13 protein-coding genes are annotated in these 15,364 nt (G+C 63.7%); 2 read left to right on the plus strand and 11 right to left on the minus strand.

Going from position 1 to position 15,364, the window contains the following annotated elements:
* Positions 1-97: 97 nt before the first annotated feature.
* Positions 98-1,453 carry an ABC transporter substrate-binding protein gene (locus NKI67_RS27780; protein ID WP_023680220.1) on the minus strand — a complete coding sequence of 452 codons (1,356 nt, stop codon included), beginning with the start codon at positions 1,451-1,453 and terminating at the stop codon, positions 98-100.
* Positions 1,454-1,815: 362 nt separating this feature from the next.
* Between NKI67_RS27780 and NKI67_RS27785 the strand changes: the two genes are divergently transcribed.
* A complete protein-coding gene (locus NKI67_RS27785; RefSeq protein WP_031213013.1) occupies positions 1,816-2,838 on the plus strand; it encodes a substrate-binding domain-containing protein in 1,023 nt (340 codons plus the stop codon).
* A 72-nt stretch (positions 2,839-2,910) separates the two neighbouring features.
* Here NKI67_RS27785 and NKI67_RS27790 read toward each other — a convergent pair whose 3' ends face one another.
* Positions 2,911-3,819, minus strand: coding sequence for a LysR family transcriptional regulator (locus NKI67_RS27790; protein ID WP_023680218.1), 909 nt, complete (start codon positions 3,817-3,819; stop codon positions 2,911-2,913).
* A gap of 81 nt (positions 3,820-3,900) precedes the next feature.
* Between NKI67_RS27790 and NKI67_RS27795 the strand changes: the two genes are divergently transcribed.
* Positions 3,901-4,395: a DUF8737 domain-containing protein gene (locus NKI67_RS27795; RefSeq protein ID WP_023680217.1), complete on the plus strand. Its 495-nt coding sequence runs from the start codon at positions 3,901-3,903 to the stop codon at positions 4,393-4,395.
* A gap of 5 nt (positions 4,396-4,400) precedes the next feature.
* Here the strand turns inward: NKI67_RS27795 and NKI67_RS27800 are convergent, their stop codons facing one another.
* The 9 genes from NKI67_RS27800 to NKI67_RS27840 all read right to left on the minus strand — a co-directional run bounded on the left by NKI67_RS27800 (position 4,401) and on the right by NKI67_RS27840 (position 15,348).
* The gene (locus NKI67_RS27800; RefSeq protein ID WP_023680216.1) at positions 4,401-5,840 is read right to left on the minus strand and encodes a S8 family serine peptidase; all 1,440 of its coding nucleotides are present in this window, start codon (positions 5,838-5,840) and stop codon (positions 4,401-4,403) included.
* Positions 5,830-6,498, minus strand: coding sequence for an anti-sigma factor (locus tag NKI67_RS27805; RefSeq protein ID WP_352647940.1), 669 nt, complete (start codon positions 6,496-6,498; stop codon positions 5,830-5,832). Before NKI67_RS27805 ends, NKI67_RS27800 begins: the two co-directional genes overlap by 11 nt.
* Positions 6,495-7,058, minus strand: coding sequence for a sigma-70 family RNA polymerase sigma factor (locus tag NKI67_RS27810; RefSeq protein WP_023676214.1), 564 nt, complete (start codon positions 7,056-7,058; stop codon positions 6,495-6,497). The genes NKI67_RS27805 and NKI67_RS27810 overlap by 4 nt, the downstream gene beginning before the upstream one ends.
* A 133-nt stretch (positions 7,059-7,191) precedes the next feature.
* A complete protein-coding gene (locus NKI67_RS27815) occupies positions 7,192-8,031 on the minus strand; it encodes an alkaline phosphatase family protein (protein ID WP_084641081.1) in 840 nt (279 codons plus the stop codon).
* 93 nt (positions 8,032-8,124) lie between these two features.
* The gene (locus NKI67_RS27820) at positions 8,125-9,810 is read right to left on the minus strand and encodes an ABC transporter ATP-binding protein (protein ID WP_023676216.1); all 1,686 of its coding nucleotides are present in this window, start codon (positions 9,808-9,810) and stop codon (positions 8,125-8,127) included.
* Positions 9,810-10,637: an ABC transporter permease gene (locus NKI67_RS27825; protein ID WP_023676217.1), complete on the minus strand. Its 828-nt coding sequence runs from the start codon at positions 10,635-10,637 to the stop codon at positions 9,810-9,812. The genes NKI67_RS27820 and NKI67_RS27825 overlap by 1 nt, the downstream gene beginning before the upstream one ends.
* 11 nt (positions 10,638-10,648) lie before the next feature.
* Entirely contained in the window at positions 10,649-11,608 is a 960-nt protein-coding gene (locus NKI67_RS27830) for an ABC transporter permease (RefSeq protein ID WP_023676218.1), read from the minus strand.
* A gap of 16 nt (positions 11,609-11,624) precedes the next feature.
* Positions 11,625-13,211 carry an ABC transporter substrate-binding protein gene (locus tag NKI67_RS27835; protein WP_023676219.1) on the minus strand — a complete coding sequence of 529 codons (1,587 nt, stop codon included), beginning with the start codon at positions 13,209-13,211 and terminating at the stop codon, positions 11,625-11,627.
* Positions 13,212-13,365: 154 nt separating this feature from the next.
* The gene (locus tag NKI67_RS27840) at positions 13,366-15,348 is read right to left on the minus strand and encodes a CocE/NonD family hydrolase (protein ID WP_031211648.1); all 1,983 of its coding nucleotides are present in this window, start codon (positions 15,346-15,348) and stop codon (positions 13,366-13,368) included.
* Between the last annotated feature and the right edge of the window lie 16 nt (positions 15,349-15,364).

The raw sequence follows: 15,364 nt of genomic DNA on the forward strand, positions 1-15,364 counted from the left end.
GTCCCCCACCCCACCCGCCCCGCCCCCCCCCCCCGGGGGGCGGGCCCGGCCGGTCCCCCCCCCCCACCACATCACATTGGGAACTCAAGCCGGCCGCTTACTTGATCGCGTCCCAGCTTTTCTGGATGTCAGTGGCGACGTCCTGGGCGGACTTGCCGCCGACCAGGTCGATCATGCCGGTCCAGAACGCACCGGCGCCGATCTTGCCCGGCATCAGGTCGGACCCGTCGAAGCGGAAGGTCGAGGCGTTGGCCAGGATCTCGCCCTGCTTCTTCAGCGCGTCGCTAGCATAGGCGTCCTTGTTGACCGACTTGAACGGCGTCACGAAGCCGCCCTGTGCCATCCAGATCTCATGAGCGAGCGGCAGCTTCAGGAATTCGATGAACGCGCGGGCACTCTTGCTATCTTTAGTGATCATGGCCAGCGTGCCGGCGCCGAGCACCGGAGTGCCGAGCTCGGGCTTGGAGGCGTAGGGCGGGTAATAGAAGAAGTCGGCATCCTCGCCGATCTTGGTGCCTTGCGGGAAGAAGGTCGGGATGAACGATGCCTGGTGGTGCAGATAGCATTTCGGCGGCACCGAGAAGAGGCCCTTCGGGCTGTCACGGAAATCGGTCGCCGCAACCGCCTTGGCGCCGCCCTCGACCATCTTGTCGTCGGTCGCGATCTTGCCGAAAATGTCGATGGCGTTGACCACTGCCGGATCGTTGAACGGAATTTCGTTCTTCACCCATTTGTCGTAGGTCTCGGGCGTCTGGGTGCGCAGCATGATGTCTTCGACCCAGTCGGTCGCCGGCCAGCCGGTGGCGCCGCCCGAACCAAGCCCGATGCACCATGGCGTGCCGCCGTCGCCGATGATCTTCTTTTCGAGCTCGGCAAGCTCTTCCTGCGTCTTCGGCACCTTGTAGCCCGCTTCCTCGAAATTGTCCGGCGAGTACCAGACCAGCGACTTCACGTCGGCCTTATACGGAAAGGCGAAGAAGCCGGGCTTGCCGTCCTTGTCCTTGAACGTGCCGAGGTCGACCCAGGATTGGCCGGCGCCGTAATTGTCCTTGACCCAGTTGGCCGTGTCGTCGCCGAGCGGCGTCAAAAGGCCCTTCGATGCCAGATCCTGGATCAGGCCCGGCTGCGGCAGCACGGCAATGTTGGGCGGGCTGCCGGCCTGCGTGTCGATGACGATCTGCTGCTCGTAATTCTCCGACGAGGAGTACTTGATCTCGGCGCCGGTGGCTTCGGAGAAGTAATCGAGGACGGTGCGGATAAGCCCTTCGTCCTCGCCGCGCCACGGTCCGAAGATCGTCAGCGTCTCGCCCTTGAGGTCGACTTTCTTGAGCTCTTCGTAGTTCGCCCAGTTGAAACGGGGATCTTCGCCCGGCTTGAACTTCAATTCGGCTTGCGCCGGCATGGCGAGCGCAAGCGTGGCAAACGCAGCGCCCAGCAGAAGCATTTTCTTCATCGGTATTCCCTCCCAGTGGTGACAAACACCGAACGAAACCTCCATTCCGTCCGCCGGCGCTGCAGGACTGTGACTCAGTCGGAAAGGAACTGCAACCTTTCGTAGAGTCTTCCAAAGCGCTTTGGTGATTTTGATCACGCCACTGAATTGATCCGGAGTCAAGAGAAAGCCAGACTAATCGATTTAATTTCTGCGGCCGAGTGCCGGCAAAAGTGCGCTGCAGCACAGTTTTCTGGCGGTGCAGCAGCAAATTCGGCTTCAAACCGGTCCGAACCGTGCGTATGGTCAGTGCGCTCGGCAACGCGGTTCGTAGCGGCCAGCTCGATTCAGATTAAAAGCGCTTTGAGGTTTGGAGGCCTCCGGTGAACCTCAAGCAGCTCTCCCACATGCTGGCGCTTTCGCAGACTACGGTGAGCCGCGCATTGAACGGCTACCCCGAAGTCAACGAGGAAACGCGCCGGCGGGTGGTCGATGCCGCCAAGCGTCACGGCTATCGCCCCAATCCGAGCGCCCGTCGGCTGGCGACCGGCAAGACCGGCATGATCGGCTATGTTCTGCCGACGGGGACGACCGTCGACATCGACCCGCATTTCGTCGAGTTCCTGTCCGGCCTCGGCGACTATGCGCGTTCGCACGAGCTCGACCTGGTGCTGTCACCGGCCGATGCCGACGACCAGGAGACGACGTACCGCCGCATTGTCGCCAACCGGCAGGTCGACGCGGTCTATATCTCGTCGCCGAGGCCGGCCGACCGGCGGGTGGCGCTGGTCAATACGCTCGGCATTCCTTTCATCGTCCATGGCCGCAGCGAAGGCTTCGATTTCGACTATCCGTTCACCGACATCGACAATGAGGGCGCCTTCCACGAGGCGGCGCGGCTACTCGTTCAGCTCGGTCATAGGCGTCTGGCGCTGATCAACGGCGACGATCGCGAGACCTTCGCCATCCATCGCGAGCGCGGCGTGCGCCGCGCGCTTGCGGCGAGCGGCCTGGTGCTTCGTGATCAGCATGTCTGTTCGCTCACCATGACCGAGGAGAACGGCTACCGCGCCGCCCGGCGCTTGCTGGAACAAAGTGACGCGCCGACGGCGATCGCCTGCTCCAGCCTGATCATGGCGCTCGGCGTGGTGCGCGCGGTGCGCGATCTCGGCCTGACCATTCCGGGCGACCTGTCGCTGATCGCCCATGACGACGTCTTTCCCTGGCTGAAGCCGGAAAATTTTTCGGTGCCGCTGTCGACGACGCGTTCGTCGATCCGCCTCGCCGGCGCGCGCATCGCCGAACGGCTGGCGGCGCGGATTTCCGGCCTGGAGGAGGGCGCTCGCGGCGAAGTCTGGCCGGTCGACCTGGTGGTCAGGGGATCGGTCGCCGGCGCGCCGGCCTAGAGGCAATCACTCTGAACGGCCGAGGTCGACTCTTGGCGGCTGTTGGCCAGCACCAGCGGGTGCGTCCTGGTCTCAGGCCGCGGATTTGAGGTGATCGATGAAGGCGCGCAGCTTCGGCAGGACTTGGCGCTTGCCGGGATGATAAAGGAAGACACCCGGCGTCGTCGTGGCGACGCTGTCCAGCACCGACTGGAGTTTTCCTTCGGCTATCAGACCTTCGGCGAGTGGTCGCGGTGTCTGCGCCAGCCCGACGCCCCGCATCGCAGCCCCGACCAACGTCGAATAGTCGTGCGCGATCAGCGGGCCTGAGACGACCGCTTCGATCGCGCCGTTGCCGTCGATGAACGACCAGGGCGCGATGCTGCCATTCGAGCGGCGCAAGCGTAAGCAGGCGTGGTGGCGCAAGTCGTCGACACGCTCGGGACGGCCGTGGCGCTCAAAATAGTCAGGGCTGCCGACGACCACGAACGAGAACGGCGCTGTCAGCCGCACCGCGACCATGTCGGCGGCGATGAGCTGGCCGAGGCGGATGCCGGCATCGAACCCGCCGGTCGCGAGATCGACCATCTGGTCGCTCACGGCGATCTCCAGTTCGATCTCAGGATAGGCTTGGCAGAACGACGCGATCAGCGGCTCCAACATCAGCGGCACGATAGCGCGGGGCACAGACAGGCGCAGCAGACCGGTCGGCCGCTGGCCGATATCGCGGGCGGCCTCGCCGGCCGCGACAAGCTCTTCGAACGCCGGGCCGGCACGGTCGAGGAACCGCTGGCCAGGCTCGGTTAAACCAACGCTCCGCGTCGTGCGGACGAACAGCGCCGTGCCCAGGCGGGCTTCCAGCGCGCGCACCGTCTGGCTCACGGCGGATGGCGTCACGCCGAGATCGGCGGCGGCACGGCGGAAACTGAGGCGCCTGGCGACGGCCAGGAACGCCTCGACGCCCTCCAGCGCACCATGTCGGACTGTGTAGTTCTGCTTCATAGGTTGTTGTGATTACACCGGATAGTCGAATTGCGGTAGCGGGCTTAAAGCCGCGTGAATCAACTGTTGAGAGAAGGCCAAATGTCCACGGAAATGGTGTTCCAAACCCATCTTGCTCTCGGCTATGTCGCGTGGCTGCTTTGCTTCGGCGCGTACGGTTTGCCGTGGCTCAGGTCGATGGACCGGGTCGCGGCGCAACGCGCCATCGCTACGCTGCACAGCTTCCGCTTCTTCGGGCTCGTCTTCATGGTTCCAGGTGTCGTAAGCCCCAATCTGCCCACCGACTTCGCCGTATTCGCCGCCTACGGCGATTTCGCGACTGGCGTGCTGGCCATGCTGGCGCTGCTCACGGTGAGGATACGCCCGCTCTTCTGGCCGTTGGTCGTCGCCTTCAATGTCGCAGGGACGGTCGACCTCATCGTCGACTATTACCATGCCGTCCAGATCGGCCTTCCTGCACGCGCAGGCGAACTGGGCGCCACCTACGCGATCCCGATCATCTACGTACCGCTGCTGATGATAACGCACATCGCCGCATTCTATTTTCTGCTACGTCCTCAGCAAAACGCGACTTGAGCGGGCTATTCCTTCGCCGCCTCGGCCGCCTTGGTATTCAGCAGGCCAAAGCCGAAATCATTGTCCCGCCCCTTGGGGCCGAGATCCCTGGCGGTGGCGGCAAGTGCTTTCTCGACCCAGTCGGCCGAACGGTCGGGTGCGGCATGGAACAGGTTGGCGACGGCGCCGGTCACGATCGCTGCGGCGAAGGACGTCCCGGTCACCACGTCCGAGCCGGCGCCGCTCGGCGCCACCATCTCGACGCCGGGAGCGGAGATGAAGACATAGGCGCCGCGATTGGCCTGCGGCATCAGCCCGTCCTTGGCATCGGTGGCCGTCACCGCCATCACGCCGTCGAAGGCGGCCGGATAACCATAGGGCGCCTTCGGTCCGTTATTGCCGGCGGCCGCAACCAGCACGATGCCAAACGCGCGCGCATTGCGGCAGGCGATGCCGAGCAGGTCGTTCTTCGGACCGACGAAGCTCATATTGATGATGCGGACATCCTGCTCCGCCGCCCAGTCGAGCGCCGAAAGGATGACGTCCATGGTCGACTTGCCGCCCTCGAAGGCGCGGGCGTGATAGATCCTGGCACCCGGCGCCATGCCTTTGAACGCGCCGGTGCCGGCAATCAGTCCATCGACCGAAGTGCCGTGGTCGCGCGCCTTGATCGGCACGTCGGGCATGGCATCGAACTGCCCGGCGATGACGCCGGAGAGCGCCGGATTGCCGTCATCGATGCCGGTGTCGATGACGCCGACGCGCACATTCTCGCCGCTGGCTTTGTCGGCATCGAGCGCAATGCGCTCGAACGCATAATTGACGATGCTGGCCGCCTGCTGCAGCGAGTAGACATGGTTGGCCTCACGCCGCAAAGTACGGCCGTCGGCGGCAAGTTGCGCCAGCACGACGCCGACCGGGCGGCCATCGGGAATGCCGAAGCGCACCAGCGTGTTGCCGAGCAGCCGCGACTGCCGCTGCGAGCGTATCTCGAGGCCGAACGAGGCCGCGATCTGCTGGACCGCGCCGGCATCGCCATTGACCGTGACCAGCACCTCGTCGGGCACGAAATCGCCGATCACGGCGCGCGGCGGCTCGGTTGCGACAAGATCGGTGGGTGCTACGACCGGACCGCCCGGCGCGGCAGCCTGTATTGCCGGCGCGACGGCGGGTGGGGTTGCAGTATTGCCAGGAGGTATAGGCGCCTCGGTGACTACGGCAGGATTGGGGAACAGGTCGACAATCAAGTCCGGAAGAAACACCGCGCCCGTTATTCCAGGAGCCAGCGCTTTGCCGCCATCCTTCACGGCGCCGCCATCCTTGGCGCAGTCGGCGTTGGCAGCATTTCCCCGGTTCAGGCAGTCGATCTCAGCCTGGGTGAGGTTCGGGTCATTGGTCTGCGCCATTGCGGACGCGGCGAAGATTGTCATCGCTGCCGTCAATCGAATGACCGCCTTAGCCGCCATCAGCCGGTTTCCTTCCCTCCAGCGCAGCTTCGGTGAAAGGCTGGGCGGCAATAAGGCCAAGCAGCTTCTGATAGTCGGCGGCGGTCTTGGCCGGAACGCCGAGGCGGAAGACACCGTCGGCGGTCGGCCCGCCGGCGATCTTCAATTGGCTCTGGTCGAGAAAAGCGATGATGTCGGACAGCTTCGCATCCGGTTTGAACTTCACAAGTGCAAACGGCATTTTGGCCAGGTCGTCTTCCGATCCGGCAATCTCGAAATCGCCACCTCTGTTGCCGGTCTGCACAAAGGATTGCGCGACGACTAGGGCCAGCAGCACCGCGGCCGCGGCCCAGGCGACGCCGACCGGCACCGCCATGAAGCGGCTCCAGGCTTGCGCCAGCCAGGACGATGCCGCAGGCGCGCGGGACGGGCCGGCCTCGGCGTCGAGCGCCTTGGCAAAGCGGCTGAGCGCATCGGCCGGCGGGCGGATTGCCTCGTTTGCGGCAGCGGTGCCGGAGAATTCGGCCTCGGCCTCGCCTAGTGCGGCCATCGCCGCCGGATCGCTCGCCAGCCATTCCTCGATGGCTTCGAGCTCGGTGCCCTCCAGCGAGCCGTTCAGATAAAACGGCAGCAGCATTTCCATTTCGTCGCGGCGTGACATTTTTTCAGCGGCGCTCATGGCCACCCCCTGTCGTAACCGGCGGCCTTGAGGGCTTCGCCGAGTTTCTTGCGGGCGTAGAACATCCTGGTCTTGACCGTTGCGACCGGGATGCCGAGTACCTCGCCGATCTCGCTCACCGATTGCCCGTGATAATAGGCAAGGTCGATCACCGTGCGGTGCTCTTCCGGCATGGCATCGATAAAGCGTCGCAAGGCGGCGGCCTTGTCTTCCTTCATCGTCACGACTTCCGGCGTGTCGGCGCCGTCGGCGACCCGGGCCGCGTCATCGTCGTCGATCCAGTCTTCCTTCTTCTTGCGCAGCAGGGACAGCGCCTTGAAGCGGGCAATGCCGAGCAGCCATGTCGAGACCTCCGAGCGCCCCTCGAAGGCCGGTGCCTGCCGCCAGAGTTCGAGGAACACCTCGTTCGCGATATCGTCGGCCATCAGTTCCGATCCCGTCTGGCGTGCCACGAAGCGGTAGACCCGCGCGTGGTGGCGCATGAACAGGAGCCGCACGGCGGCACGGTCACCTTTCGCGACCCGCTCGACAAGCGCGCGATCGGTCTCCGCGGCCGTCATCGCCGGTCGAGCCGCCTGGCTCCTGCCTGCTCTGTCGCTGATCGGCCCAAAAAGGTTCACCGCATCCGCCCGTATATTTGCGGAGGCTAACTGAAGAGCGGGAGCGTTGCCAGAGGGAGAAGAGGGCGCGCGCTCAGCTCAGGAATGGCTCGGCCTTCATCGTCGCCGGCACCGGCACGCCGAGGCGCACAAGCACCGTCGGCGCGAGCTGCAGCTGATCGAGCAGCGTATTGGCTTCCGGACCCTCGCCGGATCCGAAGTAGTAAAGTGCGAAATCCTGCATCTCCTCGTCGTGGCCGCCATGATGGCCGCGATCGGTCTGGCCATGATCGGCGGTGACGATCACCTCGTAGCCGGCTTCCCGCCAGCGCGGCAGAAAGCCGGCGAGCATGGCGTCCATTGCATAGACGGCATGATCCATCTCGTGGCAGTCATGGCCGAAGCGGTGGCCCATCGAGTCCAGCGTGCAGCTGTGCAGGATGCCGTAGTCGATGCCGTAGCGCCTGGTCAGCATGGTCAACGTCGCGAACAGGTCGACGTCGCTCGGCGTCATCTGGTTCCTGGCATTGTAGCCGGTCATGGTGTGGAACCGGCCATGGCTGATCGGCCTGCCCGGCTGGTCGAACTCCATGTCCTCGACCAGGTCGAACGGATAGGCCCGAAAGAATTCGGACCAGTAGGAGTGGGTGACCGCACCGGTCTTGCCGCCGGCCCTGCTGACTTCGGAAAAGATGTCCGGCTGTTCGACGCGAAACCGGTTCTCGTTCGACAGGATGCCGTGCACTTGAGGCGGCACGCCGGTGTGGATCGAGGCATAGCAGGATGCCGAGGTCGACGGCAGCACGGAGCGCATCTTCCACACGCGGGCTTCGCCTGATTGCACCCAGCCTTCGAGATTGCCCATCAGCCGTCGCCAGTTCCGGTAAGGCACGCCGTCGAGGATGATGAGCAATAGTTTTGTGTTGAGCGCCAAGGGCGCCTCCATGCGGCTTAATCGGAAAAGTCAGGGCGGGCCTGCCGTTCAATCCACGCCCGGACAGGATCGTCGGGCGCAAAGGGCGGCCCGCTAGTTCCCCGCGCTGGCCATGCGCCGTCCCTTGATCGCTTTCTCTAGCCAGCCGATCTCCATTTCTGGCACCGACGATAGCAAAAGATCGGTGTAGGCATCGAAGGGTGGCGTCAGCACGGTGCTCTTGGCGCCGTAGCGCACCACTTCGCCGCGATACATCACGGCGATTGAATCGGCGATCGACTTGACCGTGGCCAGGTCGTGGGTGATGAACAGATAGGCGACGTTTTCCTCTTTCTGCAGCCCGAGGAGCAGCTCCAGTATGCCGTGGGCGACCAGCGGATCGAGCGCCGAGGTCACCTCGTCGCAGATGATCAGCTTCGGCTTTGCGGCGAGCGAGCGGGCGATGCAGACGCGCTGCTTCTGGCCGCCCGAAAGCTCGGCCGGATAGCGGTCGACATAGCCTTTGCCCATTTCGATCTTGTCGAGCAGTTCCGCGACACGGGCGTCACGTTGCCTTCCGCGCAGACCGAAATAGAATTCCAGCGGCCGGCCGATGATGGTGCCGACCGTCTGGCGCGGGTTCATCGCCACGTCGGCCATCTGGTAGATCATCTGCAGTTGGCGAAGATCCTCTTTCGGCCGGTCGGCAAGCCGGTTGGCGAGCGGCCGTCCGTCGAAGGTGACGGTGCCTTGTTCGGGCGGCAAGAGGCCGGTGATGGCGCGCGCCAGTGTCGATTTGCCGGAGCCGGACTCGCCGACCACCGCCAGCGTCTGGCCGGGGAAAATATCGATCGAGACGTTCTTCAGCACCTTGATGTGACTGCGGCCATAGGCGGCGGTGATGTTCTTGACCGACAGGAACGGGCTCGTGCCAGGCTTCTGCTCCTGGTGTTCGATCTCATGCACCGAAACCAGCGCGTTGGTGTATTCCTGGCGCGGCTCCTTGATGATCTGGCGGGTGCCGCCCCATTCGACCAGCCGGCCGTGGCGCAGCACCATGATCTCGTCCGAGACCTGGGCGACGACGGCAAGGTCGTGAGTGATGTAGAGCGCCGCGACATGCGTGTCGCGGATGGCATCCTTGATCGCCGCCAAGACGTCGATCTGCGTCGTCACGTCGAGCGCCGTGGTCGGCTCGTCGAAGACGATCAGGTCGGGTTCCGAGCACAGCGCCATTGCCGTCATCACGCGCTGCAGCTGACCGCCCGAGACCTGGTGGGGGAAGCGCTCGCCGATGCTTTCGGGGTTCGGCAGGCTGAGCTTCTTGAACAGCGCCACGGCGCGCTTTTCGGCTTCGGCCCGCGTCGCCGTGCCGTGCAGGAGTGCTGCCTCGACCACCTGGTCCATCAGCCTGTGCGCCGGATTGAAGGCGGCTGCCGCCGATTGCGCGACATAGCAGACCTCGCGGCCGCGCAATTTGCGAAATCCTTCGTTGCCGCCCTTCAGGATGTCGCGGCCATTGAGGATGACCTCGCCGCCGGTGATGCGCACGCCGCCGCGGCCGTAGCCCATCGACGACAGGCCGATGGTCGATTTGCCGGCGCCGGACTCGCCGATCAGGCCAAGCACCTTGCCCTTCTCCAGCGTCAGCGAGACATCGTGCACCAGCACGATGTTCTTCGGCGCCTCACCCGGCGGGTATACCGTGGCCTCGATGCGCAGATTGCGAATGTCGAGCAGCACGCCGGACTTCGGTTGCCCGGGCTTCGGTTGCCCGGGCTTCGGTTGCTTGTCAGCCATTACCCGCGTCCTCCCTTCAGGCTTGTCGTGCGGTTGAGCACCCAGTCGGCGACGAGATTGACGGAAATCGCCAGCGCTGCGATCGCCGCCGCCGGAATGAGGGCGGCGCCTATGCCGAAGACGATGCCGTCCTTGTTTTCCTTGACCATGCCGCCCCAATCGGCGCTAGGCGGCTGCACGCCAAGGCCGAGGAAGGACAGCGTCGACAGGAACAGTACGGCATAGATGAAGCGCAGGCCGAGTTCCGAAACCAGCGGCGACAGCGCATTGGGCAGGATCTCGCGGAAGATGATCCAGCCGCTGCCTTCGCCGCGCAATTTGGCCGCCTCGACATAATCCATGACGTTGATGTCGACGGCGACCGCCCTCGACAGGCGGTAGACGCGGGTCGAATCCAGAACGCCCATGACCAGGATCAGCGTCACCAGATTGGATGGCAGCACCGACAGCACGACAAGGGCCATGATCAATGTCGGGATCGACATCAGGAGATCGACGAGACGCGACAGAAGCGTGTCGAACCAGCCGCCGAACACCGCGGCCGAGAAGCCGAGGATGGCACCGAGCGAGAACGACAGCGCGGTCGCCAGCACCGCGATGAACAGGGTGATTCGGGCGCCGTAGATCATGCGCGACAACAGATCGCGGCCGAGATTGTCGGTGCCCAGCCAATGCGCCGCCGACATCGGTTCCCAAGGGACGTCGCTGACGATCTCGGCATTGCCATGCGGCGCGATCCACGGCGCAAAAATTGCTGCCAGCACGAACAGCGCCGTCAGCACGATGCCGACCAATGCCGGGATGGGGATGCGTTTGATGACGAGCATACCCGCCCCCCTCATTTCGGATGTCTGAGGCGCGGATTGGCGATGATCGCCGCTATGTCCGCGATGATGTTCAGGCTGATGTAGACGGCGGCGAAGATCAGCCCGACCGCCTGCACCACCGGCACGTCACGCTTGGTGACGTGGTCGACGAGGTATTGGCCCATGCCTGGATAGACAAAGATAACTTCGACCACGACGACGCCGACGATCAGGTAAGCGAGATTGAGCATCACGACGTTGATGATCGGCGCAATGGCATTGGGGAAGGCATGCCTGCGGATGACCGCGAAGGCCGAAAGCCCCTTGAGTTCGGCGGTTTCGACATAGGCCGACTGCATGACATTGAGGATCGCGGCGCGCGTCATGCGCATCATATGGGCTAGCACCACCAGGGTCAGCGCCGCCGCCGGCAGTGCGATGGCCTGAATGCGTTCGCCGAAAGGCATCCCGTCATAGACAGTGGAAATGGCGGGAAACCATTGATGTTGCACCGCGAAGAAAAAGACGAGCACATAGCCGACGAAGAATTCCGGGAAGGACGTCGAGGCCAGCGCCAGTCCCGAGATCAGCTTGTCGACCCAGCCATTGCGGTAGCGCACCGCGATCAGCCCGAGGATGATCGCCAGCGGCACCGCGACGACCGCCGCCCAGAAGGCGAGGAACAGCGTGTTCCACAGCCTTCCCTTGATAGAGGTTGCGATATCCTGACCGCTCGACATCGCCGTGCCGAGATCACCGGTCAGAATGCCGCCGAGCCAGCGAAAATAACGGATGTAAGCGGGATCATTGAGGCCGAGCTGCTCGCGCAGATTGGCGAGCGACTCCGGTGTCGCCGACTGTCCTAGGATGGCTTGCGCGACGTCGCCGGGCAGGATCTGGGTGCCGGCGAAGATCAGGACCGAAACGGCCAACAGCAGCAGAATGCCCAGCGCAATGCGCTGGGCCACCAGTTTCACGATGGGTGAGGACATATCCGCAAGGCCGGGCTCAGGCTTCGAGCCAGCACTTCGCCAGAGCATATCCGTTCATCAACTCCTGATGCGGATCATCCACCCACCCGGCAACCTTGGCGCCCGTCGCGTCGATAAACTGATTGAACATCGGCAGGATCAGGCCGCCCTCGTCGCGCACCATCACAGCCATGTCGTGGTACATTGCCTTGCGCTTGGCCTCGTCGAGCTCGGCGCGAGCCGCCAGCACCATCTTGTCGAAATCCGGACGCTTGAACCGTGTGTCGTTCCAGTCGGCCGTCGACAGATAGGCAGTCGAGTACATCTGGTCCTGCGTCGACCGGCCGCCCCAGTAGGAGGCGCAGAAGGGCTGCTTGTTCCAGACTTCCGACCAATAGCCGTCGCCCGGCTCGCGCTTGATCTCCAGCGTGATGCCGGCCTTGGCAGCACTCTGCTGGAACAGCTGTGCAGCATCGACGGCACCGGGGAAGGCGACGTCCGACGTCCGGAGCAGGACGGCACCGTCATGGCCCGACTTCTTGTAGTGGAACTTGGCCTTGTCGGGATCGTATTTGCGCTGCTCGATTTCGGTGAATAGCGGGTACGATGCATTGATCGGGAAGTCGTTGCCGAGCGAGCCATAGCCACGCAGCACCTTGTTCAGCATCTCCTCGCGGTCGATCGCCAGCTTCAACGCCATCCGCAAATCGTTGTTGTCGAACGGCGCGGTGTTGCAGTGCATGATGAAGACGTAGTGGCCGGGTCCCGAATGGTTGCGGATGGTGACGCCGGGCACGCGCTTGATCAGATCGACGATCTTCGGCTCGACGCGGTTGATCATGTGGACCTGGCCGCCCTGCAGGGCGGCCGTGCGCGCCGTGGCGTCGTTGATGACGATGATCTCTATCTGGTCGGCATGGCCCATCTTGTCGCCCTGCCAATAATTGGCGAAGCGCTCGCCGCCATGGCGCACGCCGGGCTCGTTGGTGGTGACCTTGTAAGGACCCGCCGAGATGCCGGCATCGGCCTTGTCCTTGCCGCCATTCGGCTGAATGATCAGGTGATAGTCGCTAAGCAGGTAGGGCAGGTCGGCATTCGGCTCCTTCAGCGTCAGCACTACTTCCTTGCCGCTGGCCTTGATGCTCTCGATGCCTTTCATATAACCGAGCGCACCGGACTTTGACTTCTCGTCCGAATGGCGTTCGAGGGTGGCGGCCACGTCCTCTGCGGTCACCTTCTTGCCGTTGTGGAACTCGACGCCATCGCGGATCTTCAGCGTCCAGGTCTTGGCGTCGTCCGACGAGCCGATCTCCTCGGCGATGCGGTTCTCGAGCTTGCCTTCGGGAGACAGTTCGACGATCAGTTCGCCCCACATCTTGCCGAAGGCGAACGGCACCTGCGTCATAAACAGCGCCGGATCGAGGCTGTTGGTGGACTCGCCACCGACCAGGCCGGCCTTGAGCGTGCCGCCCTTGACCGGACCCGCCGCGCGGGAAGCGCTGGATAGCAGCGAATTGGCGATGGTTGCGGTGACGCCAAGCGCTGCTGCCCGGCCGAGAAAATCGCGACGGCTCAGCTTGCCGGACGCAACGCGCCGGCTCAGATATTCCAGTTCGTTTGACATGTTGAGTTCCTCACTCTGCTGGTCCGACCTTATGGTCGTTTTTCTCATTTCTATCGGGAGAATAATGACCGTAAGGGAAAGCGGTAAGCAAGACCGAATGCGACATGCCGTGGCGTAAATCGTGCGTCGCAATTGGACCAATCGCTATAAGCGCTCAAAGCAGTGCGCGCGGGATTTTCTCCTCGAAGTTGCGCTCGAAGACCAGTTTTTCGCCTTCGTAGGCTTCGATTCTGGCGCTAACCACGAAGCTTTGCGCGTCGGACCGCATTTCGGCGAAGGTTTCGGTGCGCACCGACCATCCATTTCGCGACAGCGTCTGGGTCCAATGCGTCTTGCCCGAGGCTGACAGCGGATTGTCGGGATGGATCGCCCATGTCTCTCTGGCGATGCTGCCATTGGCGAGGCCATGCTCCAGGTCGCGCACCTCACCGAAATCGTCGACGATGGAAAGCGTAATCATTCCGGTCTTTTCGTCGCGATCGACATGACGCTCGGAATTGGCGGCGCGGACCGTTTCGGTTGCCCAGGGCGTGGCGCTTTCGGGGGCGGGGAAGGTGACCTCGTCGCCTGTCGCCGGCGGGCGTACCGGCAGCATCAATGTCGCGGCCGACAATTCCAGCCGGACCGGCTCCGGCGACGGCCAGATCATCGGCCAGTAGGCGTTCGAAACGGCAACGCGCAAGCGATGGCCGGCCGGCACGCGATAGGCGCATTGGTCGAGCACCACCCGGGCGCTGACGGTCTCGCCGGGCACCAGCGCTTCGGGAAATTCGTGCGAGTTGCGATGTGTCAGGTTGAGCACGCCGTAGGAAATCAGCTCCGATGCTCCGTCCGGATGGACGTCGCACAGCCGGACCGCGATGTTCGCCTGGCGCCGGTCCGACGAGACCCTGACCACAACTTCGGGAGCACCGACAATGTCGACCGTTTCGGTCAGCACCGGCTGGTCGAAGCACACCGACAGCGCATCGTCGGGGCGCTGGTCACCCGGCAGTTCCGGGCCGAAGGTGAAGGGGAAATATTCGCCGCCGGCGAGGCCGCAGCTTTGCGGCGAAGCGACGATAGCGTGGTTGCCTTCAGCGATAAGCTCAACCTCTTGCGTCTTGATGTTAGGTGACGGCCATTCCGATTCAGCGACCCAGCGGCCCGGCCGCTCGGGATGCCAGCGCGCCGGACGCACGCTGTCCATGACATAGGCGCGGTAGGCGGGGTCGGCCTCGACGCCGGTGTCGATGTCCTTCAGCCAGCGGTCCCACCAGCGCAAGGCCTCCTGCAGGAAGCCGATGCGCGGTTCGGGCGCGGCGTAATGCGGGTATTTGTGGATCCACGGGCCGACGATGCCCTTGACCGGCGCCTCGATATTGACGGCGAGATGGGAAATCGTATTGCGATAGCCATCATGCCAGCCGCCGATCGACAGCACCGCGGCATGGATGGCGGAATAGTCCTCGCCGATCGAGCCGCGCTTCCAATAGGCATCGCGATGCTGGTGCTTCAGCCACAGCGGTGCCAGGAAGGGCTGGTTCTCCAGCCTGGTCAGCCACAGGTCGCGCCATCTGTTGTCGCCGGCCAGCAACGGATCCGGCGGCCTTGACGAATAGGACAGCATGGTCGAGGCCCAGCCGAAATTCTCGATCAGCAGGCAGCCGCCCTTGTAGTGGATGTCGTCGGCATAGCGGTCGACCGTCGAACAGAGACTGATGACCGCCTTCAGCGCCGGCGGCTGCTTAGACGCCACCTGCAGGCAGTTGAAGCCGCCCCACGAAATGCCCATCATGCCGACATTGCCGTTGCACCAGGGCTGGTCCGCCGCCCAGGCGATGACGTCGCAAGCGTCCTGCAATTCCTGCTCGGAATATTCGTCGTCCATCAGCCCTTCGGAATCGCCATTGCCGCGCATGTCGACGCGGATCGAGGCGTAGCCGTGGCCGGCAAAATAGGGATGCGTCAGCTGATCACGATAGATCGTGCCGTCGCGCTTGCGATAGGGCAGGTGTTCGAGGATTGCCGGCACTGGGTCGTCGGCAGCATCGGCCGGCATCCACACCCGCGCCGACAGCCGGCAGCCGTCCGGCATGATGATCCCCATATCCGGAAATTCGACGATCTTTCGGGGGAATTCAGTGACGATTTTCATGCGGGCGAACTCCAGG

This window comes from Mesorhizobium sp. M0408, from assembly GCF_040321495.1.
Classification (GTDB): domain Bacteria; phylum Pseudomonadota; class Alphaproteobacteria; order Rhizobiales; family Rhizobiaceae; genus Mesorhizobium.

Excerpts from the sequence above, each read along its gene's own strand:
- NKI67_RS27820 (WP_023676216.1), bottom strand. The coding sequence starts at position 9,810 with ATGGCTGACAAGCAACCGAAGCCCGGGCAACCGAAGCCCGGGCAACCG.
- NKI67_RS27790 (WP_023680218.1), bottom strand. The coding sequence starts at position 3,819 with ATGAAGCAGAACTACACAGTCCGACATGGTGCGCTGGAGGGCGTCGAG.
- NKI67_RS27830 (WP_023676218.1), bottom strand. The coding sequence starts at position 11,608 with ATGTCCTCACCCATCGTGAAACTGGTGGCCCAGCGCATTGCGCTGGGC.
- NKI67_RS27780 (WP_023680220.1), bottom strand. The coding sequence starts at position 1,453 with ATGAAGAAAATGCTTCTGCTGGGCGCTGCGTTTGCCACGCTTGCGCTC.
- NKI67_RS27800 (WP_023680216.1), bottom strand. The coding sequence starts at position 5,840 with ATGGCGGCTAAGGCGGTCATTCGATTGACGGCAGCGATGACAATCTTC.
- NKI67_RS27795 (WP_023680217.1), top strand. The coding sequence starts at position 3,901 with ATGTCCACGGAAATGGTGTTCCAAACCCATCTTGCTCTCGGCTATGTC.
- NKI67_RS27825 (WP_023676217.1), bottom strand. The coding sequence starts at position 10,637 with ATGCTCGTCATCAAACGCATCCCCATCCCGGCATTGGTCGGCATCGTG.
- NKI67_RS27840 (WP_031211648.1), bottom strand. The coding sequence starts at position 15,348 with ATGAAAATCGTCACTGAATTCCCCCGAAAGATCGTCGAATTTCCGGAT.
- NKI67_RS27805 (WP_352647940.1), bottom strand. The coding sequence starts at position 6,498 with ATGAGCGCCGCTGAAAAAATGTCACGCCGCGACGAAATGGAAATGCTG.
- NKI67_RS27810 (WP_023676214.1), bottom strand. The coding sequence starts at position 7,058 with ATGACGGCCGCGGAGACCGATCGCGCGCTTGTCGAGCGGGTCGCGAAA.
- NKI67_RS27835 (WP_023676219.1), bottom strand. The coding sequence starts at position 13,211 with ATGTCAAACGAACTGGAATATCTGAGCCGGCGCGTTGCGTCCGGCAAG.